Source organism: Xanthomonas sp. CFBP 7698 (assembly GCF_003600855.1).
GTDB lineage: Bacteria > Pseudomonadota > Gammaproteobacteria > Xanthomonadales > Xanthomonadaceae > Xanthomonas > Xanthomonas cannabis.
Genome location: NZ_PRDN01000001.1, coordinates 893,368 through 915,540, shown reverse-complemented (window position 1 = coordinate 915,540; position 22,173 = coordinate 893,368). Strand labels below are relative to the sequence as shown.

General features: G+C 58.1%; 17 protein-coding genes and 2 tRNA genes. 18 read left to right on the top strand and 1 reads right to left on the bottom strand.

The window, feature by feature from the left end:
• The first annotated feature begins 1 nt into the window (after position 1).
• The 3 genes from XnspCFBP7698_RS03825 (at position 2) to XnspCFBP7698_RS03815 (ending at position 5,602) form a co-directional block, all read left to right on the top strand.
• On the top strand, positions 2 to 5,029 hold the full coding sequence (locus XnspCFBP7698_RS03825) for a PilC/PilY family type IV pilus protein (RefSeq protein ID WP_233548922.1): 5,028 nt from the start codon (positions 2 to 4) through the stop codon (positions 5,027 to 5,029).
• A gap of 5 nt (positions 5,030 to 5,034) precedes the next feature.
• Positions 5,035 to 5,466, top strand: coding sequence for a type IV pilin protein (locus tag XnspCFBP7698_RS03820; RefSeq protein ID WP_052076965.1), 432 nt, complete (start codon positions 5,035 to 5,037; stop codon positions 5,464 to 5,466).
• A gap of 59 nt (positions 5,467 to 5,525) precedes the next feature.
• Positions 5,526 to 5,602: transfer RNA gene (locus XnspCFBP7698_RS03815), tRNA-Asn, on the top strand.
• A gap of 50 nt (positions 5,603 to 5,652) precedes the next feature.
• On the opposite strand, the gene XnspCFBP7698_RS03810 is transcribed toward XnspCFBP7698_RS03815, so the two are convergent.
• Complete coding sequence (locus XnspCFBP7698_RS03810) at positions 5,653 to 6,195, bottom strand: GspH/FimT family pseudopilin (protein WP_104580457.1); 543 nt, start codon at positions 6,193 to 6,195, stop codon at positions 5,653 to 5,655.
• A 141-nt stretch (positions 6,196 to 6,336) separates the two neighbouring features.
• Here XnspCFBP7698_RS03810 and uvrB point away from each other — a divergent pair, with 141 nt between their 5' ends.
• The 15 genes from uvrB (at position 6,337) to XnspCFBP7698_RS03735 (ending at position 22,153) form a co-directional block, all read left to right on the top strand.
• Complete coding sequence (uvrB, locus tag XnspCFBP7698_RS03805; protein ID WP_104580456.1) at positions 6,337 to 8,358, top strand: excinuclease ABC subunit UvrB; 2,022 nt, start codon at positions 6,337 to 6,339, stop codon at positions 8,356 to 8,358.
• 95 nt (positions 8,359 to 8,453) lie between these two features.
• Positions 8,454 to 8,528 (top strand) — tRNA-Val (locus tag XnspCFBP7698_RS03800).
• A gap of 615 nt (positions 8,529 to 9,143) precedes the next feature.
• Positions 9,144 to 9,386 carry a hypothetical protein gene (locus XnspCFBP7698_RS03795; protein ID WP_104580455.1) on the top strand — a complete coding sequence of 81 codons (243 nt, stop codon included), beginning with the start codon at positions 9,144 to 9,146 and terminating at the stop codon, positions 9,384 to 9,386.
• Positions 9,387 to 9,420: 34 nt separating this feature from the next.
• Positions 9,421 to 11,094 (top strand): type IV secretory system conjugative DNA transfer family protein, encoded by a 1,674-nt coding sequence (locus XnspCFBP7698_RS03790; protein WP_104580454.1) that lies wholly within the window; start codon positions 9,421 to 9,423, stop codon positions 11,092 to 11,094.
• A 332-nt stretch (positions 11,095 to 11,426) separates the two neighbouring features.
• A complete protein-coding gene (locus XnspCFBP7698_RS03785) occupies positions 11,427 to 11,837 on the top strand; it encodes a TcpQ domain-containing protein (protein WP_047693136.1) in 411 nt (136 codons plus the stop codon).
• 123 nt (positions 11,838 to 11,960) lie between these two features.
• Positions 11,961 to 12,980 carry a type IV secretion system protein gene (locus XnspCFBP7698_RS03780; RefSeq protein ID WP_179454060.1) on the top strand — a complete coding sequence of 340 codons (1,020 nt, stop codon included), beginning with the start codon at positions 11,961 to 11,963 and terminating at the stop codon, positions 12,978 to 12,980.
• The gene (locus tag XnspCFBP7698_RS03775) at positions 12,977 to 13,744 is read left to right on the top strand and encodes a TrbG/VirB9 family P-type conjugative transfer protein (protein WP_047693135.1); all 768 of its coding nucleotides are present in this window, start codon (positions 12,977 to 12,979) and stop codon (positions 13,742 to 13,744) included. Before XnspCFBP7698_RS03780 ends, XnspCFBP7698_RS03775 begins: the two co-directional genes overlap by 4 nt.
• A complete protein-coding gene (locus XnspCFBP7698_RS03770; protein ID WP_104580452.1) occupies positions 13,741 to 14,910 on the top strand; it encodes a TrbI/VirB10 family protein in 1,170 nt (389 codons plus the stop codon). Before XnspCFBP7698_RS03775 ends, XnspCFBP7698_RS03770 begins: the two co-directional genes overlap by 4 nt.
• Positions 14,911 to 14,924: 14 nt before the next feature.
• Positions 14,925 to 15,965 carry a P-type DNA transfer ATPase VirB11 gene (gene virB11, locus XnspCFBP7698_RS03765; protein WP_040942284.1) on the top strand — a complete coding sequence of 347 codons (1,041 nt, stop codon included), beginning with the start codon at positions 14,925 to 14,927 and terminating at the stop codon, positions 15,963 to 15,965.
• 60 nt (positions 15,966 to 16,025) lie between these two features.
• Entirely contained in the window at positions 16,026 to 16,850 is an 825-nt protein-coding gene (locus tag XnspCFBP7698_RS03760) for a lytic transglycosylase domain-containing protein (RefSeq protein WP_199680093.1), read from the top strand.
• 58 nt (positions 16,851 to 16,908) lie between these two features.
• Entirely contained in the window at positions 16,909 to 17,319 is a 411-nt protein-coding gene (locus XnspCFBP7698_RS03755; protein WP_104580450.1) for a TrbC/VirB2 family protein, read from the top strand.
• Positions 17,312 to 17,623: a VirB3 family type IV secretion system protein gene (locus XnspCFBP7698_RS03750; RefSeq protein WP_104580449.1), complete on the top strand. Its 312-nt coding sequence runs from the start codon at positions 17,312 to 17,314 to the stop codon at positions 17,621 to 17,623. The genes XnspCFBP7698_RS03755 and XnspCFBP7698_RS03750 overlap by 8 nt, the downstream gene beginning before the upstream one ends.
• Positions 17,624 to 17,721: 98 nt before the next feature.
• Positions 17,722 to 20,175: a VirB4 family type IV secretion/conjugal transfer ATPase gene (locus tag XnspCFBP7698_RS03745; protein WP_104580448.1), complete on the top strand. Its 2,454-nt coding sequence runs from the start codon at positions 17,722 to 17,724 to the stop codon at positions 20,173 to 20,175.
• Positions 20,168 to 20,992: a hypothetical protein gene (locus tag XnspCFBP7698_RS03740; RefSeq protein WP_233548921.1), complete on the top strand. Its 825-nt coding sequence runs from the start codon at positions 20,168 to 20,170 to the stop codon at positions 20,990 to 20,992. Before XnspCFBP7698_RS03745 ends, XnspCFBP7698_RS03740 begins: the two co-directional genes overlap by 8 nt.
• Before the next feature lie 93 nt (positions 20,993 to 21,085).
• Positions 21,086 to 22,153 (top strand): type IV secretion system protein, encoded by a 1,068-nt coding sequence (locus XnspCFBP7698_RS03735; RefSeq protein WP_104580446.1) that lies wholly within the window; start codon positions 21,086 to 21,088, stop codon positions 22,151 to 22,153.
• The last annotated feature ends 20 nt before the right edge of the window (positions 22,154 to 22,173 follow it).

Below are 22,173 nucleotides of genomic sequence, written 5' to 3'. Positions count from 1 at the left end.
CATGAAAACCAATTTCCTGAAGTACCTCATCCCGGCCGGCATTCTGGCTGCGGCGGGTTTTCTGATCCAGGCCGGCATCTCCGCGCCCGGTCCGTTGGATATTGCGCAGGCGCCGCTGTTCACGCGCAACGTCATCCCGCCGCTCAACATGCTGGTCATGGGGCGGGATCACAAGCTGTACTACGAGGCGTACAACGATGCGTCCGATCTGAATAACGATCGCGTATTGGATGTCGGTTACAAACCGGACCAGATTACCTACTACGGCTACTACAACTCCAATGTCTGCTACCGAGCGACCGGCGCCCGTTTTCAGCCGGTGTCGGTAGCAACTGGCACCAATCGAAAGCAATGCTCTGGCGCGTGGAGCGGCGACTTTCTGAATTACGTCACTACCTCGCGCATGGATGCCTTGCGGAAGGTGCTGTTCGGTGGGTATCGCGTCACGGACACTGCGACGCAGACGATTCTGCAGGCTTCCTTTACTCCCCAGGATGCGCACAGCTGGGGTAAGGAATATGCCAGCGTAGAGCGTGATGGCTACGATATCTCTAATTACGCGCCGCTGAGTCAGCCGGCTTCTGGGCGTTACCACTTGTTTGCGGTCACTACCCTAAGCGATAACGGCATACCGCAAATGCGGGTCCTCAGCAATTCGTCATACCGGATATGGAATTGGGTGTCCATTGAGCGACCCGTAGCTGGTGACGACTGTTTCACTGTCAACAGCACCAAGGTCAATTGTCTGGCCTCCACTGAAAGTTGGGAACTGGTTCCGGCGTCCAGTTATAATAACCTTACGATAACGACGTGGCGTTCCAGTACCGTTGCCAATAACGCAGCGGAGATGACAACTAATTTCAATGCACTTCCGAATGGTCAACGTTGCGGTTCTGGTGCGATAAGCGTAATCAATAGAAGTGGTGGCAATAATAATCCGTTCGTTACCAACCAGAACGGCTGCCGGCAGGACAATTATTCGACGCAGTTCTCTGGGGAAATCGTCATTCCAACTGCGGGCACGTACGAGTTTGCGGTCAATGGCGACGATGCGGTGGAGGTCCAGATCGCGGGCACAGTGGTTGCCGGCTGGTATGGCGGGCATGGGCAGGACAGCAGTCCCGCGGCGCTCACGTCGCATTCCGGATCGATTTCGCTGGCGCGTGGCACCTATACGGTAAGATTCCGCCACCAGGAAGGTGCCGGAGACGACAACTGGCAGCTTTACTGGAGGCGGACTTCGCAAGGCGGCTCAAGTGCGATGACTAACTATCCGTTGCAAGTGGAGGTCTGCCCAAGCGATGCCGCTTTGCGCGATCCAACCTGCAAGGTTTATGCGAACAATTCGTCGTACAAGCCGACCGGCATCCTGCATGACTACGGCGAAACCGATCGGATGTATTTCGGCTTGCTGACAGGTTCTTATCAGAAGAACACGGCTGGCGGCATATTGCATAGCAATATGGCGAGTTTCTCGCGCGAGGTGAATCCAAATACCGGTCAGTTCTGCCTCAATGGCGCCTGCGCTGGCGGAGATGTCAAGGGTATCGTGCATACCATCAGCACGTTCCGTACCCTGGATTTCAATTACGGTAATTACACCTACGGGTGTGGATGGATTGTTGATCGTCCGGTCAATGCGGGCGAGTGCTGGATGTGGGGAAATCCGGTCGCTGAGATGATGTACGAAACGCTCCGATACTTCGGAGGCGCAAATGGGCCCCGTCCGGAGTACGACATTGGTACCGCATCGCAGGACTTCGCCACTCTTCAGCTTTCCAATCCAACCTGGCGTTCGCCTTACAAGGCGAGTGCGGACGGCGGTGGCGGTTATCCGATCTGTGCGCAGCCGACCATGACCGTGCTGAGCGACATCAATCCCTCCTACGACTTCAAGGTGCCTGGATCGCGGTGGTCCAGCATCAGCGCTGCGGGTGATCCGACGTCTCTGCAAGGGCTGAATGTGTCCACGGAGGCGGATGCGATCTGGCAAGCGGAAGGGGGCGGTAGCCGCCAGGTCTTCATTGGTGAGTCCAACGGGGTGGCCGACAACGCGCCCACGCCGAAGCTCGCTACCAATATGTCCACGTTGCGGGGTCTTGCGCCGGAGGAGCCCAGCAAGCAGGGCACTTATTATTCGGCTGCTGTTGCGCGATACGGTGCGAACAACAAGATCGGCGGGGACAAGCGCGTTCGTACGTACTCGGTGGCGCTGGCGTCGCCGTTGCCCAAGTTCGACTTTCCGGTGGGCAACGGGCGTGTGACCCTGGTGCCGTTCGCAAAGTCCGTGGGAGGTGGTGCGATCTCTGCAACCGGCGCTTTCCAGCCCACCGATCAGATCGTCGATTTCTACGTACAGCGCGTGGCCAATACTTCCGGGACGTCCGGAATGGATTACGACGCCAGCGTCAATGGCGGACGTCCCTACGCTGAATTCCGGATCAACTACGAAGACGTGGAGCAGGGCGCCGACCATGACATGGATGCCATCGCGCTCTACACCTTGGCAGTAGATGCGACCAATCAACTGCAGGTAACGCTCAGGTCGGAATATGCGGCAGGCAGTTACGATCAGCACATGGGCTATGTCATTTCCGGTACCACCCAGGATGGTGTCTATCTCGAGGTCTGCGACTTGCGGGACGGAACGGCCAATGACGGCACGCGCGGTAGCTGTGCCAATCAGACTGCCTATCGCTTCAATACGCCACCGGGGCGCCGCCCGGGCTACTGCAACACGGCATCCATGCCTTCCGATTGCACCGGGTTGCCCCCGACGACGACCCGTGCATTCTCGGTGGGAACGACCCCAGGCGCCACGCTGCTCAGGGATCCACTCTGGTACGCCGCCAAGTACGGCAATGATCAGGGGGTGACGGTTGATGCCGATGGCAATCCGACCAATTACTTCCTGGTCAGCAATCCGCTCGATCTCAGGAATCAGCTTGGCAAGGCGTTCGACTCCATCCAGAATCAGGCAGGCAGCAGTGGCTCCATCGCCATCGCGGGAACGCGTGTTTCGTCGGGTTCCTTCGGTGTGGTTCCCTCCTATTCCACGACCAACGACGGGCAGGACTGGGTGGGTAACCTGACTGCCTATCAGGTTAGTCAGAATGGGACGCTGGGTAATCCCTTGTGGTCGGCAAGTACTGCGATGCCGACCGATAGCACCGGGGTCGCTGCGAAGACGATCTTTACCGCGCTCTCCAATGTGACCAATACCAATCGCGCTACCGCAGTGCGGCCCTTCGAAGCGTCTCGCTTGGTGGCGACCTCGAGTGGAAGCGCGGCAACGGATGCGTCGGAGATTTTCAATCGACTTGGCTACACAGCCGGGCAGATCACCGCGAATTTCGGCGGCTCGGTAACGCCTGCTCAGTTGGTCGGTTACCTGCGCGGCGAAAAGTCAATGGAGGGTACGACGCTCAATACCGCGCCATTCCGCCGTCGTAGCGGGCCATTGGGCGACATCATCAATTCGTCGCCGGTGATCGCCACGCGCCGCGCCAACTACGGCTGGGCGGCTGCCAGCGGACTCTCGGATACGGCGCGTAGCAGCTATACCACGTTCGTGAATTCCCGCACTGCATCGTCGGCGCGCGAGCATGTGTTTGTCGGCGCGAACGACGGCATGTTGCACGCGTTCGACGATACCGGTGTCGAGAAGTTCAGCTACATCCCGAATGGCGTGCTCAATCGCATGGCGTATCTGGCCGATCGTAGCTATCAGCACCGCTATTACGTGGATGGAAAGCTCACGCTGGGCGACGCGTACATCGGTGACAGCTGGCGCTCGGTTCTATTGGGCGGAACTGGCGCGGGCGGGCGCTCGATCTTTGCGCTCGACGTCACTTCCCCTAGTACGTTCGCGGCCTCTAACGTTCTCTGGGAGTTCAATAGCACCAGTGATGCGGATATGGGCTTCACCATGGGACGGCCACAGATTGTTCCGCTGCAGGACGGCACTTGGGCTGCCATCTTCGGGAATGGGTACAACAGTGCCAGCGGGAAGGCGGTGCTGTTCGTGGTCAATTTGGCGACCGGTGCGGTGATCAAGAAGATCGAAGCAGTCGGCGACTCTGATCCGACCGAGGTCACCACTACTAACCTGGGCTACAACGGACTCGGCAACCTTGCGGTCGTCGACACCAATGGCGATGGGCTGGTTGACACCGTTTATGGCGGTGATCTGCACGGCAACATGTGGAAGTTCAATCTTGGCGGCACCGACGCGAGTGGGTGGGGGGTTGCCTATGCCGATGGATTGGGAAATCGGCGACCGTTGTTCATCGCACGCGACAGTCTTGGCAATCGTCAGCCGATTACAGGTGGTATCGAGGTGGCGGTTGGGCCCGGTACCGGCTACATGGTCTACTTTGGAACAGGGCGTTATTTCGTTGTGGGCGATAACAGCAGCAACAACGTGGGAGCGTTCTACGGCATCTGGGACAACGGTACAGCCGTAACTGGGCGCGCCGATCTAGTCGAGCAGACAATTTCAGCGAGCACGGCGACCAGTCGCGATATCACACGCAATCCGGTGAGCTACCTGACCAAGCGCGGGTGGTACATTGATCTGGTCGCGGATAAGCTGAATCCAAAGGGGGAGCGTTTCATCGGCACGCCCTCGATCCAGGGTGGTCGTGTGTTCTTCCCCACCTACGTGCCCGGGGTCAGCGTCAACTGCAATCCCGGAGGTACGAACTGGCTTTACATCCTCGATGCAACTACGGGCGGTGCGGCGGTTGGTACTGTCACCCTTCCGGATGGAAAGACTGGGGGCGGAAGTGGGGCAGGGGCGATCGCTGCCGGTGGCGACGCGCCCAACCAGGGGGTTGGGATCACGCGTCCAATTCCCGCAGGGCCGCCCTACTGCACTCCAGGGGCGCCGGGTTGCCCGCTTCCGTTGACACCAGGGACGCCGACCGATTCACGCTGCAGCGAAGTTATCCTGGATCCTAGCGATCCAACCAAGTCAATTTCCATGTTGCGCGCCTGCGGGCGTCAGTCCTGGCGACAGTTGAGGTGATACGGATGTTTAAGACGACGAAGTTGTGGTCTCGCAGGGCACGATCAGTGCGGGGATTCACCTTGATCGAGCTAATGATCGTAGTTGCGGTCATCGCAATTCTGGCAGCAGTGGCGTATCCGTCCTATCAGGAACAGGTTCGCAAGGCTCGGCGAGGGCAGGCGAAGGCCGACCTTGTCGAGTATGCGCAGCTGGCAGAGCGTTTCCGAACGGTCAACAACACGTACGTTGGCTACGAACTGCCGAAGGCCTGGTCGCCGCGGGAAGCAGCTTCCGAAGCAACCTCTCACTACAAGGTGTCATTCGACGGCGATGTGGGCCGGTCGACCTTCAAGATCCAGGCTGTCCCACGTCCTGGGCAAGACAAAGACAAGTGCGGAACGCTGACTATTGACCAAGCTGCTCGTAAAACCGGTGCGCAGTCTGATTGCTGGTGACGCAAGGGGCAGCATAGGTGTTGCATACCTGGTTGAAGGTCGGTACAATTCGCCTCCCCGCCCGAATAGCTCAGCCGGTTAGAGCACTTGACTGTTAATCAGGGGGTCGTTGGTTCGAGTCCAACTTCGGGCGCCAAGATGTTCAAACAAAAAGCCGCGACGTGTCGCGGCTTTTTGTTTGCTCGGTCAAGAGGGTGCGCAGCTCACGGCGCTGGTGTAGCGTACGGTGCGTGCTCTTCCGGAGTTGTTCACCACCACGTCAGCCAGTCGTCTGGCATTGCTGCACAGGCTGATGGTGATGTTTGTCCCGCTGCTGCGGCCGTTCGGCAGAAAGCGGACGATAGGCCTGCCGAGTGTACTGCTGATGTCGATCCCGCCGGTGGCGTAGGCGTGTTCTACTCGTACGATGGATGCCGGGTGTGGTGGCCGTCCGTCGCGTTCGGGATCCTTGAAGAGGATCCATCCTTGGCTCCAGTTGCGATCTGTTCGGCAGCTTATCCCGTCCGTGGTGGGGCAAATGCTGACAGGCTCGCCCTGTGTGATGGCAAGACCTCTGGCCATTGCAAGATGCGCCGTCAGCAAATGCACGCGTGTGGTCGCGCGCTGCCACTCAATGAGTCGTGTAAAGCTGGGCATACCAATGACTGCGCCGATTCCGATGATCGCCATCACGATGAGCAACTGGACCGCGGTGTACCCTCTCGCGCTCGAATAGCCTGCTGCCTCCATTGCGCCGCTCCTTGAAGTGGAGCAAGCAGTCTCAACACTGGTTGCCTGCCAGGTAACGCTGTCTCCACTTGCATGAGTGTCAGAGTTTTACTGATGCTGGCTTCCGTAAATTCGTGCAGCCTTCCCCCCGAGATCCGCTCCATGACCGACCGCTTTGAACTCGTCTCCCCGTACTCTCCAGCCGGCGACCAGCCCGCTGCCATCGAGAAGCTAGTGGCCAACTTCGAGGCCGGCCTGGCTAAGCAGACCCTGCTGGGGGTGACGGGTTCGGGCAAGACCTACACCATCGCCAACGTCGTACAGCAGGTGCAGAAGCCGACCTTGGTCATGGCGCCGAACAAGACGTTGGCAGCGCAGTTGTACGGCGAGTTCAAGTCGTTCTTCCCGAACAACGCGGTCGAGTACTTCGTCAGCTACTACGACTATTACCAGCCCGAGGCTTACGTGCCGTCGTCGGATACCTTCATCGAGAAGGACAGTTCGATCAACGAGCACATCGAGCAGATGCGCCTGTCGGCGACGAAAACGCTGCTCTCGCGTCGTGACTCGCTGGTGGTCGCCACCGTCTCGGCGATCTACGGCCTGGGTGCACCTGAGGATTACCTGTCGCTACGCCTGATCCTGTCGATTGGCGAGCACATCGACCAGCGACAGTTGATCCGTCACCTCACCGACCTGCAGTACACCCGCAACGAATTCGAGCTCACCCGCGGTGCGTTTCGCGTGCGCGGGGAGGTGGTGGACGTGTTTCCGGCCGAGTCCGATACCGAGGCATTGCGGATCGAGTTGTTCGACGGCGATGTCGAGCAGCTGACCTTGTTCGACCCGCTGACCGGCGAGACCCTGCGCAAGCTGCAGCGCTACACCGTCTATCCGAAGACGCACTACGCCACCACGCGCGAGCGCACGCTCAGCGCCGTCGATACGATCAAGGAAGAGCTGAAGGAACGGCTGGAACAGCTGTATTCGCAGAACAAGCTGGTGGAAGCGCAGCGCCTGGCGCAACGCACCCAGTTCGATCTGGAGATGATGGCCGAGGTAGGCTTCTGCAACGGCATCGAAAACTATTCGCGGCACCTCACCGGCAAGGCGCCCGGTGAGCCGCCACCGACATTGTTCGACTACTTGCCGCCGGACGCATTGCTGGTCATCGACGAATCCCACGTGACCATTCCGCAGATCGGCGCGATGTACAAGGGCGACCGTTCGCGCAAGGAAACGCTGGTGGAATTCGGCTTCCGCCTGCCGTCGGCACTCGACAACCGGCCACTGCGCTTCGAAGAATGGGAAGCGCGCTCTCCGCGCAGCATCTATGTGTCGGCGACCCCGGGACCCTATGAGTTACGCGAGTCCGCCGGCGAAATCACCGAGCTGGTCGTGCGTCCAACGGGGTTGATCGATCCAGTCGTAGAGATCCGCCCAGTGGGCACCCAGGTCGACGACCTGATGTCCGAGGTGCACGAGCGCATCAAGCTCGGTGACCGCGTGCTGGTCACCACGCTGACCAAGCGCATGGCCGAAAACCTCACCGAATACCTGGGCGAGCACGGTATTCGCGTGCGCTATCTGCACTCGGACATCGACACGGTGGAGCGCGTGGAGATCATCCGCGATCTGCGCCTGGGCAAGTTCGATGTGTTGGTCGGCATCAACCTGCTGCGCGAAGGCCTGGACATGCCGGAGGTGTCGCTGGTGGCGATTCTGGACGCGGACAAGGAGGGTTTTCTGCGTTCGACCGGCTCGTTGATCCAGACCATCGGTCGTGCTGCCCGAAATCTGCGCGGCAAGGCCATCCTGTATGCCGACAAGATGACACGCTCGATGCAGGCGGCGATCGACGAAACCGACCGGCGTCGCGAAAAACAGGTCGAGTACAACCTCGAGCATGGCATCACACCGAAGTCGGTGGCGCGCCCGATCTCCGACATCATGGAGGGTGCCCGCGAGGACGCCGCCGAGAAGAAGGCTGGCAAGGGGCGTTCGAAGTCGCGTCAGGTGGCCGAAGAAGCGCCGGACTATCGTGCGATGAAGCCTGCCGAGATCGTCGGCAAGCTCAAGAGCCTGGAGCAGAAGATGTACCAGCACGCCAAGGATCTGGAGTTCGAGGCTGCGGCCCAGATTCGTGACCAGATCCAGAAGTTGAAGGCGGCAAGCCTGGGGTAGGGCAGGACGTCGCCCAAGTGCAATGAGGGGTTGTGATCCTCAAAACCCTGCGCTAGAATGCGCGCCCTGCACAGCGCAATGCTGGCGCAGGATTCGGGCGGTTAGCTCAGCGGTAGAGCACTACCTTGACATGGTAGGGGTCACAGGTTCGAACCCTGTACCGCCCACCACTTCAAGTCCAGACGACATAAGGGCTTGGGTGGCTTCAAGATCGGCAACGACGTTTGCCACTGACTCCAGAAGTGACGTTGCTCAGAAGCTTCTCTTGCTTCGGCCTGTCCTTGGTCGGATCTTCGATGATCGATTTCAACCCTTCTTCGCTGCGTTTAAGATGCTTCGGATCTAGCCTTGCGCAACGGTGGTTGGTTGTGTCTGTTGGGCGGTGAGCCTGCAAGATGCTCCCCATGTGACTAGTCCACGTTGCCGCGGCCCCGGGACGATGTTGCGGCCAACCCCATCCGATCTACGATAGGGCTGCGGAGTTCATTCTTTCTTATTGCCTATGCGCGATTGCCGCCTGCGCGGGTCGCTCGACCAGCTAACTGAACGCTACTTCGGACGACGACCTGGACGCGTCGCCAATGCAAGCTGCTGGCTGCTACGATCAGTCGACGTCCCTGGCTAGCTTCCACTGCGCAAGGCTTGATCCAATCCAGGCTCACCAGCACCGCTTCCGGACCAGTGCTGTCCGTCCAGCGCGATCGCGTGAGTCCACCGAAAGCGCTTTCTCCGTCACACGTCCTGCTTTAACATCCCACCCGCGCTGACGGAAAGGAAGGCTGGCGATGGACGAGTATCAGCACACCGTGCTGACCAGGGGAGGGTATCGCGTCGTGGCGATCACGCGCGATGAGATGTATGCACCTGATGCTGTTGTGGCGTACGCGGTCGTTACCGATGCGGGGGCGCGAATCACGCCCGATCTGTCCCTGGACCAAGCGAAAGTATGGATCGACTCTCTCGTCGAAAGTGAGAGCGGGGGTCGCAAGTCCGGCCTGATCGATCATAAGCCCGGCGTTCGTCGCTAGTTGTTGTCAGATGCAAGCCTAAGGAGAAGGGCGCATGTCCAAACCCAAAACGATTGCGATTGCCACCTTGGTCGCTGTGCTCACCGGGTACTTGCTGTCCGGCTATATCACGCTGCTCCTGCTGCGGCTTGATACGGCCCTGTACAGCTGGGATACCTATTACCGCTATTTCAGCGCATTGGGTTTGCCGCAAGTCGCTCCGTTCGCCACCAAGATCAAGATGTCCGGTGTCATTGGCTTCGGTCTGCCGGGAATCGTGTGGCTCATTGCGATTGCATTGATTCTCAAGCCGAAGGCGCGAGCCCTGCATGGTGACGCACGCTTCGCTGGCGCCGCCGATCTTGCCAAGCACGGGCTCTTCAAGCCCAGCGGGAACGGCATCGTCGTCGGCAAATTCAACGGCAAGCTGGTGCGTCTGAGCGGGCAGCAATTCGTGATCCTTGCGGCGCCGACGCGCTCTGGCAAGGGTGTCGGTGTCGTCATCCCCAACCTGCTCGAGTACCAGGAATCGATCGTCGTCCTGGACATCAAGCAGGAAAACTTCGATCTCACCAGTGGTTGGCGTGCGAGTCAGGGCCACGAAGTCTTCTTGTTCAATCCGTTCGCCGAAGATCGGCGCACCCATCGCTGGAATCCGTTGACCTACGTATCGAACGACCCGGCGTTCCGCGTGTCGGATCTGATGAGCATTGCCGCGATGCTGTATCCGGATGGCTCGGACGACCAGAAATTCTGGGTCAGCCAGGCGCGCAATGCATTCATGGCTTTTGCCCTGTATCTGTTCGAGAACTGGGACGAAGAGCTGTCGTTGGGCTTCCCGGGCGGGGCAGGGGCGCCGACGCTGGGCGGAATTTACCGGCTCTCGTCGGGCGACGGCACCGACCTGAAGAAGTACCTGAAGTCGCTGTCGGAGCGGCGGTTCCTCAGCAGTAACGCCAAGTCGGCCTTTGCCAACATGCTGTCACAGGCGGATGAGACCTTCGCCTCGATCATGGGCACCTTGAAAGAACCGCTCAACGCATGGATCAACCCCGTGCTGGACGCTGCCACCAGCGCCGACGACTTCCTGCTGACCGACCTGCGCAAGAAAAAGATGACGATCTACATCGGCATCCAGCCCAACAAGCTGGCCGAAAGCCGCCTGATCATCAACCTACTTTTCAGCCAGATCATCAACCTCAATACCCGTGAGCTGCCGAAGTCCAACCCGGAGCTCAAGTATCAATGCTTGCTGCTCATGGACGAATTCACCTCAATCGGCAAGGTGGACATCATCGCCACCGCCGTAGCCTATATGGCCGGCTACAACATCCGCCTGCTGCCCATCATCCAGAGCATGGCGCAGCTGGATGCGACCTACGGCAAGGACCTGTCGCGCACCATCATCACCAACCACGCCCTGCAGATCCTCTACGCACCACGCGAACAGCAGGACGCCAACGACTACTCCGAGATGCTGGGCTACACCACCATCAAGAAGAAGAACGTCACCAGGGGGCGGGAGACCACGCATAGCGTGTCAGAGGAGCGCCGGGCGCTGATGTTGCCGCAGGAGCTCAAGGCGATGGGGAACGAGAAAGAAGTGTTCCTGTACGAGGGGATTCCGCACCCGGTGAAGTGCGACAAGATTCGCTACTACGAAGACCGCTACTTCACGGCGCGCTTGCTGCCAAAGACCGAAGTGAAAACGCTTACGATAAAAATGTGATGAAGTTCACTGGTTAAGTGCGAGGCCAAGCGCGCAATTCTTGACGGATCTGCCTGTTGAGGGCAAAGTTAGCAAGAGTCTGCAGTGTAGATGTATCGGTGTAGGGGAGCGGCGCTGGACGGGGCCGTACTGGAGTAAGGCTATGGATGGTTTGTCAGCGTATTCATTGTTTCTGCAGAACACATGCGCAGCTGGGGCGACCCAGCGGCTTGTAGGGCTGCGAGAAGGTCATCGATAACAAGGTTCCTCTGGCACTCGATGGTGCGCGGAGGCTTAGTGCTGTCTGCTTTAAGCCCGAAATTTCATGAGTTGGAGAAGTCAGAGTGAATCCGATGTACGTGTCCAAGCTGTCGTTGGTGCTGGTCGCTGCCACCTTGCTGGGCGCATGCGCGACCAAGCCCGCTCCCGATTTCGGCGGGCGGTGGAAGCACGTCAATCACTTTGACGAGTCTCCGACCGAAATTCCGCTCTACACGTCCTATACCTATCAGGCGACGCCGATGGACGGCACGTTGAAGACGATGCTGGAGCGCTGGGCCGCAGACTCGAACATGCAGCTTTCTTACAACCTGCCGTCGGATTACACGCTGGTCGCACCGGTCTCCAGTATCAGCACGACCAGTGTCCAGCAGGCTGCGACCGAGCTGAGCGCGGTGTACGCGGCGCAGGGTGTGTCGGTCTCGGTTTCCGCCAACAAGCTGCTGGTCCAGCCGGTGCCGGTATCGTCGGGCGCCAAGCTTTAAGGGCTGCCTTCTACTCCATGCCACCTGGCATGGAGCCTTGGCAATCCTGCCATCTCAAGTGCCCGCGACGCGTTGCGGCAATAGTTTCAGGCCTGACAAGGCCTTACGGTGACGGATCTAGACATGTTGCGTAAGAAGGTCAGTGAAAAGGATGGTTCTGCCCAAGTAGGTGCTGCCGTCCAGAAAGCGGTGAACTACGAGGTCAGCATTGCCGACCTCGCGCGTCGCAGTGAGAAGCGTGCCTGGATCGTGGCGACCTTGTCGATGGTGGTCACCGTCATGACAGCGGGCGGCTACTACTACATGTTGCCGCTGAAGGAGAAAGTGCCGTATCTGGTCATGGCAGACGCCTATTCGGGTACGAGCACTGTCGCCAAGCTTGAAGCAAATTTTGGTGGGCGCACCATCAGCACTAGCGAGGCATTGGCGCGCAGCAATATCGCGCGCTTCATCATCGCCCGCGAATCATTCGATTTGTCGATCATCGGTCAGCGCGACTGGAATACCGTGTCAGCGATGGGGGCGACAAATGTTGTAAACGAATATCGTGCGCTGCATTCTGCGAACAATCCGCTACGACCTTTGAATACATACGGCAAGCTTCGAGCTGTCCGCGTCAATATTTTGAGCATCACGCTGATTGGCGGGAGCGGGCAGCCTTATAAGGGCGCGACCGTGCGCTTCCAGCGGACCGTGTATGACAAGAATTCAACGGTCTCCACGCTGCTCGACAACAAGATTGCCACCATGGGATTTGTTTATCAGGACAATCTGGAGATGAGTGATAGTTTGCGGGTCGAAAACCCCCTGGGGTTTCGGGTCACGGATTATCGGGTTGACAACGATTACTCTTCGCTTCCCGTTGCTCCTGCAGGCGGTGCCGTCATAAACGCGCAGCCTCAAGCAGCGCTGACGCAGCCTGGCGCAGGCGTTGTCGACCCCAATGCTGCAAATGTCTCTGGTGCGGTCCAGCCCGGAGGCGTTCCGCTCCAGCAAGGGGCCGTACCCCAGGGGGGCGCGCCGCAACAACAAGCCCAGCCAGCGTTTCCCGATCAGGTGCAGCCGCCAGGTCAGTCTGGGGTGCAGCCCGCGATTCAACCCCAAGGGATGCCGAATAATGTCAATGGAGCAAGCGGTCGATGAAACTTTTTAATCGGTACAGGGCTGCATTATTTTCAGCGCTGCCACTTGCGCTATGTGCTTTTTCCGCAGCGGCCCAGGTAGTCCAGGAATACGAGTATGCGCCTGACCGTATCTATCAGGTTCGCACTGGTCTAGGGATCACCACGCAGGTTGAGCTAAGTCCTAACGAAAAGATTCTGGACTACAGCACCGGCTTTACCGGTGGGTGGGAACTCACGCGGCGTGAGAATGTCTTTTATCTCAAGCCGAAAAATGTCGATGTCGATACGAATATGATGATTCGTACGGCGACGCATTCTTATATTCTCGAGCTCAAGGTAGTTGCAACGGATTGGCAGCGCCTAGAGCAGGCAAAGCAAGCGGGTGTTCAATACAAGGTTGTGTTCACGTATCCGAAAGACACGAGTTTTCAGAACGTGGAAGATGCAGATGCATCAAAAAAAGGCCCGTTGTTGAACGCCAAGATCCTTAAGGATCGTCGTTATTACTACGATTATGATTACTCGACACGCACCAAAAAGTCCTGGCTGATTCCTAGCCGGGTTTACGATGACGGAAAGTTCACCTATATCAACATGGATTTGACGCGGTTTCCGACCGGGAATTTTCCGGCGGTTTTCGCTCGCGAGAAAGAACACTCCGAGGATTTTCTCGTCAATACGACGGTGGAAGGCAACACCCTGATCGTGCATGGAACCTATCCTTTCCTGGTGGTTCGCCACGGCGATAACGTTCTCGGTCTGCGAAGGAACAAGCAAAAGTGAACTCGAATATTCCAAACGGCCCAGATGATCGCTCTCCGAACAACCGCGGAGAAGAGTTGAAAAACGGCGAGTATGATGAGCGCAATAATCCGTACTTTGCGCGTCAACAGGCCAGTGCCGCGCCTGACCTGGATGCCAATGAGCCAGTGCTGCGCTCCAGCGACATCAAACGCCTGAATCGTAAGGCGCTTGTATTTCTGGCTGCCATCGCAGCTCTGCTGATTCTTGTCATCTTCTGGCTGGCGACGCAAAGTGGTGACGATTCTCCGCCGCCGAAGCCGCGAGCCGAGACAGTTGTAGCGCCTGCGTTGCCGCAGAACATGACTGCGCCCGTCGAAGAGGCACCCGTTCCGCTCGCACAGCAGCCCAGTCTGCCGCCACTGCCGCCGATGCCGACCGATGATGGCGAGGAGGCGAGCTCTGCTCCGGAACGTCAGCGCGGTCCCACATTGTTGGAACGTCGAATCCTTGCCGAATCCGCCGTCAACGGCGCAGGCATGCCAGGTCAGCCCGGTCAGCCAACTGCACCCGGAGAGGAAGACACTGCGGTCACGCTAGCGAAGCCCATCAGCAACCCAGATGGTTTATTGGTGCGTGGTACCTACATTCGCTGCATTCTCGAGACCCGGATCATTTCCGATTTCGGTGGCTACACATCGTGCATCGTGACCGAGCCGGTGTACTCGATCAACGGGCATAACCTGCTCCTACCGAAGGGTTCCAAGATGCTTGGCCAGTATGGCGCCGGAGAGCCGACGACACGCCGCCTGCAGGTGGTCTGGGATCGTGTTACGACGCCTACGGGACTGGATGTCACGCTTGAGGGGCCCGGCATTGATACGTTGGGTAGTGCAGGCCATCCAGGCAATTACAACGCGCACTGGGGCAACAAGATTGCATCAGCGCTGTTCATCAGCATGCTGAGCGATGCCTTCAAGTACGCTGCTGCCGAATATGGTCCAGAAACGACCACAATCGGCGTTGGCACCGGCACCGTCACCCAGCAGCCCTTCGAGAGTAATACGGCACGAAGCATGCAACAGCTTGCCGAGCAGGCGGTCGAAAAGTCTGGGCGCCGTCCGGCAACCCTGACGATCAATCAGGGCACGGTGTTGAACGTTTATGTTGCCAAGGACGTCGATTTCTCGGCGGTCCTGCCGAAGTGAATGAAGTAGCTGCCATGACGATCGACGATTCACCAACGGCGCGTATTTCGAACGACTTCTTGGATTACCAGTACTCTGTGCTGGGAATCCTGGATTATCTAAATTCGCCTGACGTGACCGAAATCTGCATCAATCGCCCGGGTGAGTTGTATCTCGAGACCATTCATGGGTGGCAGCGGGTTGATGTGCCGTCCCTCACTTACGACCGTGCTCGCCAGTTTTGTACGGCGGTCGTCAATGAGAGCAACACCGGGCAGCGTATTACCGACGCTGACCCGGTCGTATCACTCACCTTTCCGACGGGGCAGCGCGCGCAGTTCGTGATGCCGCCAGCATGCGATGCCGGCAAGGTATCCATCACGATCCGGCTTCCTTCCAAGCACACCAAGTCCCTGGAGCAGTACAAGCACGATGGGTTCTTCGACGAGGTGCTGGAGCAATCGGCAGATGTCAGCGACCACGATCAGGAGTTGCTGGAGCTTCGCCGCAAGCGTGACTACGCCGAGTTCTTCAAAAAGTGCGTGTTGTACAAGAAGAACGTGGTTGTTGCTGGAGCCACTGGCAGCGGCAAGACCACCTTCATGAAGGCCTTGGTGAATCACATTCCGAACGAAGAGCGCCTGGTAACCATCGAGGATGCTAGAGAGCTGTTCATCAGTCAGCCTAATTCCGTGCATCTGCTGTATTCGAAGGGCGGGCAGAGCGCCAGCAATGTGACCGCCAAAAGTTGCATGGAAGCCTGCCTGCGCATGAAGCCTGATCGCATCATCCTGGCAGAGTTGCGCGGTGACGAATCGTTCTACTTCATCCGTAACTGCGCTTCAGGGCATCCGGGGTCCATCACCAGTTGCCACGCCGGTAGTGTCGAGCAGACCTGGGACCAGTTGGCCTTGATGGTGAAGGCATCGAATGAAGGCTCTGGCCTGGAGTTCGAGGTGATCAAGCGTTTGCTGAGAATGACCATCGACATTGTGGTCCATATCAAGGCACACGCGGGGCGCCGGTTTATCACGGGCATCGACTTCGATCCTTTGAGAACCTTGCGCGGCGGTTGAAGGTAAATTCTAAAGTGGGGCTAATTTGGTTTTGCAAGGAGTAATGACATGTTGCCTGGCATGGAATTGATGGGGTGCACTGGACTTGCTGTTCCTGGCGAGGTAATGCAGCACGTTGTCCGTGTCGAGTCGTCGCGCAATCCGTACGCCATCGGAGTCGTTGGTGGTCGTTTGGTGCGTGAGCCACGCGGCTTGGCTGAGGCGGTCGCCACTGCCAAAATGCTGGAACAGAAGGGTTACAACTTCTCCCTCGGGTTAGGCCAGGTCAATCGCTACAACCTTCAAAAATACGGGCTGACCAGTTACGAGATGGCATTCGACAAATGCCCCAATCTTGTCGCTGCCTCAAGGATTTTGGCGGAGTGCCATTCGCGCTCAGGCGCTAATTGGGGCAAGTCTTTCAGCTGTTACTACTCCGGCAACTTCGAGACCGGCTTCAAACACGGTTACGTCCAGAAGATCTATGCGTCCATTCGTCAGTCGGTAGCATCATCTGGAGCAGAGCCCATTGCGGTCGTGCCGACGCGGCAAGTGCAGTTGCGGCCTGCCAATCCGCTCAAGCAGGCGGCCGCTGAATTGGCGGATGCAATTGTCGCGCGTCGCATTCAGGATCTAGCAGGAGCGGGCAACACGGTGGCTTCACCGTCAGGGCCTATGCTACCTGCACCGTCAGCACCTTACTCTCTGCCGAGCCGGGCCACCCCTATGGTTCCCGCGGCGGAGAACGAGTTGTATGTGATAAAGCCGACAGGCCAGGGGCGTGGGGTGGCGTTGCCCGCCGCCGCACCAAAGACCTCGACGCAGGCCGACCAATCCGTAAGTCCCGTCTCTATGCCACGTGCACCACAGACGGCGCCGCAAGTAGATAGTGCATTTGTTTTTTAGGATGGAAAATCGCCAAGGAGTTGGCTGCTGGACCCCCTCTGTTCCCAAGGAGTTAGACATGAAGTTTGAAATCGACAAGAAAACAATGGCAGACGCCAAGATGGTTGGCACCCAGGCCGTAAAGGCGCTGGCATTCATCTCGCTGCTGATGGTTGCCGGTAGCGCAGCAGCAGACGGCAATGGTCTTGCGGATACTGATACCCGAGTCTGTGGCTTTTTGAACAATGTGACTAAGTTGCTGAACATGGGTTCGATTGCAGTGGTCACCATTGCAGTTATCGTGGCCGGATATCAGATCGCCTTCGCACATAAGCGCATTTCCGAGGTCTCCCCGATCCTCATTGGTGGCGTTCTGATCGGTGCTGCTGGCCAGATTGCCAACATGATCCTGCAGAACAATGGATCGGATTCAGGCGAATGCTCCACGATCACAGGTTCGTTGGTGCAGATCGCTCAGTACTATGCATAAAGACGTCCTCTTCCGCGGCTGCACCCGCCCGGCGATGTTTCTGGGGGTGCCTTACATCCCCTTCTTCATCGGTGCCGGCGGTGGCCTGCTGTTGGGGATGTACATCAATCTTTGGTACCTGCTCACCATCCCCGTCATCATTTTCGCCATGCAGCAGATGGCCAAGCGAGACGAGATGATCTTCAGGTTGCTCGGATTGCGCTGGCTGTTTCGAATGCGCGCCCGAAATCTCCAGCGTTATTCGGGAATGTGGGTGTTCAGCCCTAACGAATACCGCAAGGGCCCCCCGGGAAAGTCGCGGTAATCAAGTGAATGGTTCACCAACCCCACGCGCAAACCCGCGTGGGGTTTGGTGCTTTCGATAATCCTGGTGTGATGCTTCCTTCTTAACTCGGTAAGACCATGTTCAGCCCAGACAGTCCAATCAGCGAATTTGTTTCCATTTCGACACACGTCGCGCCATCTGTCGTCAAGACGACCGCCGGCGACTACCTGTTGATCTGGCATCTGGCTGGCCTGCCGTTCGTGGGGCGGGACGAGTTCGAGCTGGAGCAACGGCACAACACCTTCAATCGCCTGTTGCAAACCCTGCGCGCACCCGATTTCGCCAATGTCGCGTTTTGGGTACATGACGTGCGTCGTCGTCGAAAGATTGGCAGTGGCGGGCGTTTCAGGCAGTCCTTCAATCAAAATCTCTCGGACGCGTACTACGCCGCGTTGTCCTCGCAAAAAATCATGCAGAACGAGCTGTACTTCAGCATGATCTATCGGCCGGTCGTGACCGGGCGGCGCTTGGTCGAAAAGTCGGCAAATCCAGACAGGATCCGTGCCGAGGAAGAGCAGGCAGTCGCCAAGGTCGTCGAGCTTGCCACCAATGTGGAGGCGGTACTCAAGGACTATTCGCCTTATCGGCTGGGCATGTATGAGGCCAAGAACGGCATCGTTTTTTCCGAGACCCTCGAATTTCTAGGCTATCTGCTCAACCGTATCGATGAGCCGGTGCCGGTATTGCAGGCTCCCGTGCCCGCGTACCTGCCTGTCAGCAAGCACATGTTTGCCAACAAGACGGGCGACTTTGTCATCCGTACGCCGGATGGCGTCAATCACTTCGGCGCGATCCTCAATATCAAGGAATATGCCGACGGGACCTACCCCGGCATCCTCAATGGTCTGAAGTACCTCGATTTCGAATACGTCATGACGCATTCGTTCAGCCCGGTTGGACGTCATGATGCGCTGAAGGTGCTGGAACGCACCAAAGGCATGATGATTTCCTCGGGTGACAAGTCGTCCACCCAGATTCGCGATCTCGACATCGCAATGGATGACGTGGCGTCGGGCAACTTTGTCCTGGGCGAGTACCACTTTACGTTAGCGGTATACGCCGACAGCCAGGAGAAACTGGCCAGGCAGATCGCCACCACCCGTGCCGAGCTCTCCAACGCCGGTTTCGTTTCGGCCAAGGAAGATCTGGCGATCGCTTCATCGTTCTATGCGCAGCTGCCGGGCAACTGGCGCTTCCGCACGCGCATCGCCAATCTAAGCTCGCTCAACTTCCTCGGCTTGTCGCCGTTGCATAATTTCGCCCAGGGCAAGCAGCACAACAACCCGTGGGGTGATTGCGTCACCACACTGCAGACCACCAACGGCCAGCCGTACTACTTCAATTTCCACGCCACGCATCCGGCGGAGAATTCGCTGGGCGAAAAAGCGATCGGCAACACCATGGTGATCGGTAAATCCGGTACCGGTAAGACGGCGCTGATCAACTTCCTGCTGAGCCAGGTGCAGAAGTTCGATCCGATCCCCACTATCTTCTTCTTCGACAAGGACCGTGGCGCAGAAATCTTCGTGCGTGCCTGCGGCGGTAACTATCTGGCGCTGGAAAACGGTGTGCCGACCGGTTTCAACCCGTTTCAGTGCGAACGCAACGAGGCCAACACGCAGTTTCTGGCCGAGTTGATCAAGGTGCTTGGCGGCAAGGCCGAATACAGCGCCCGCGAGGAAGAAGACATCTATCGCGCAGTGGAGGGCATGCTGGACACCCCCATGCATCTGCGCAGCATGAGTAACTTCCGTAAGAGCCTTCCCAATATGGGCGACGATGGCCTGTATGCGCGCCTGCGCCGGTGGACCGCCGGCAATTCGCTAGGGTGGGTGTTCGATAACCCGGTCGACACGATCGATCTGACCCGTGCCTCGATCATCGGCTTTGACTACACCGATGTGATCGACAACGCCGAAGTGCGCGTGCCGGTGATCAACTACCTGCTGCATCGCCTGGAAGCGTTGATCGATGGCCGCCCGCTGATCTATGTGATGGACGAGTTCTGGAAGATCTTGGACGGCAAGGGGGGATTGAAGGAATTCGCCAAGAACAAGCAAAAGACCATCCGTAAGCAGAATGGTCTTGGCATCTTCGCCACGCAGAGTCCGGAAGATGCCCTGGCCAGCGACATCGCCGCCGCCTTGATCGAGCAGACGGCCACGATGGTGTTGCTGCCCAACCCTAACGCCAGCCGCGACGACTACATCGAAGGGCTCAAGCTGACCGATGCCGAGTACCAGGTAGTGGTGTCGCTGGATGAGCGCTCGCGCTGTTTCCTGGTCAAGCAAGGCCACGCCTCGGCGGTGTGCCAGCTCAACCTGCGCGGCATGGACGACGCGCTGTCGGTGATTTCGTCCTCGACCGACAACATCGAGATCATGCATCAGGTCCTGGCCGGCAAGGCCAGCAAGCTGGGCGTCAGCGTCGATCAGCTGACGCCCGAGCAGTGGTTGAGCGATTTCTACGCCAACCGCAAGGGCTCGGGCAAGCGCAAGGCGGTCAAGGACAAGGAAGTTGAAGATGCATAGGCAATCCACTCATCCACAGTCGTTTCATTCCGCACCAACTTCATCTGTGTCACAGGAGGCGAAGAACACCATGACAACCACGTTCAGACATTTTTCCCAGCTCTTCATGGGACTGGTGCTGCTCTGCATGGCGGGAGCGGCCAGTGCGCAGTGGGAGGTAGTGGACAAGGATCTCAACGAGAAAGTCGAGCAGATCCGAAAGAACCAGACCATCAAGAATGGCGATGGAAAGGAATCCAGCGGTAAGGAGGTCGAGAAGCCAAAGGAAAAGATCGAAAAGATTCCTGATGATCAAGGTGTGGCGGCGTGTGCGGCTTCAACGAAGGGAACGCCTGTGTCGGACTCGCAGAAGGAAACATGCGAGTTGATTCAACGCACTCTCAATTCGCAGTACAACTACGTGGTTGCCATGTACGAGATCACGACCAAGCGTCTTGAACGTTTACGCAAAATCGAGGACGAGCGCAAGAAGATCGGCGACCAGAAGATCGGCGAGCTTGAGAGCAACACCAACAAACTGCTGGCGCTGAAGGCGATGATGGATATTGACCGCCAACAGATGGAGTCGGCGATGTTTGCTTATGACAAGCGCATTGCCTACTTGACTGGGCAGCAGACAGCAGCAGCCAAGGCAGCGATGGCTGGCAAGGAACCGCCCAAAAGCAATCGTTGGAGTTGGGTGCCGGACTGGGTGCCCGACGACCTGCTGAATCTCGGTAAGACCATTGCCGCTGGCGCAGCGATGAAGGTTGCATTCAGGACGATCAGAAGCGAAAAACCCGATGGCTACAAGACGTTGGAAATCGACGAGGACTGATACGGAGGTCATGGTGGGCGCGTGTATTGCAATGGACTCAACTTCGGGCAGTAGATGCCCACGGCGCAGCCGTCTCAGTGGATGTGGTGATTTATGAATATCAGTGATTTCCTGACGAACATCGCCCAGTACGAATTCTTTCGTCTGATCAATAACTACCTGCGCGACGAGATCGCTATTTTTCAGTGGGAGTTGTTGCAGCGGACAACAGCCTGGGTCGGCATGGTGTCGTTGACAGTATTGACGCTCTGGATCTTCATCCAGGGCTACCGCATTGTGACCGGCCAGTCGCGCGATGCTGCGATGGGCCTGGTGGTAACGGCGCTGCGGGCAGCGTTGATTATCGGCTTGGCCACGAGCATGGCGAAGGGCTCGCCTCAGCTTTACTGGACATTGACGGACGGGATCAGTTCGGCGATCACACGGACAGTGACTGGCGATTCAGAGAGCCCCTATGAGGCGATCGACAAAAATTTGATGCTGATGCAGATCGCGCTTTCGGGGCTGGACCAGATCCAGACGGAAGGAGACGAAGAAAGCGAGGCTTCTAAGAACCGCGCGCGGTGGTTCACTGGCATTGGGATGGCCGGCCCAGGCGTGGTGGCCGGCTCGATGCTGCTGTTGAACAAGCTGGCGATGGCGCTGGTGGTGGGCTTTGGGCCACTGTTCATCCTGTGCCTGCTGTTCCAGGCCACGAAGTCGCTGTTCAGCAAGTGGCTGCTATATGGGCTGGGCACCATGTTTTCGTTGTCGGTCCTGACGTTTACGGTGAGCTTGGCAACCAAGGTCGTGGGCGCGGTAGGCGTGGCGTTCTTGGCGAAGTGGGCCCTCAACGGCGGTACCGGTGAAGGCATCAGCAGCATGGCATTGCAGCAAGGAGGATTGGGCTTGGTCTTGACCACACTGATCATCACCGCACCGCCGATGGCGGCGGCTTTCTTCCAGGGCACGCTCGGCCAGTTCACCGCCTACTCGGCGCTGGGGCAGTTGGATCGAGCGGGCCAGTCGCCGGGCGCTGGGCGGCCGTATGAGCCTGGTGCGCCGGCTAGAGATAACGGCGACACCGCTACAAAAAGTCAAAATCTGAGAGATAACACCGTTCGCTCCGATCCTGCGCCTCAAGAATCTAGCGTGGGTAGCCGTGGTCTCGCGCAAAAGTAATTTGTGCTGCTTTAACGATT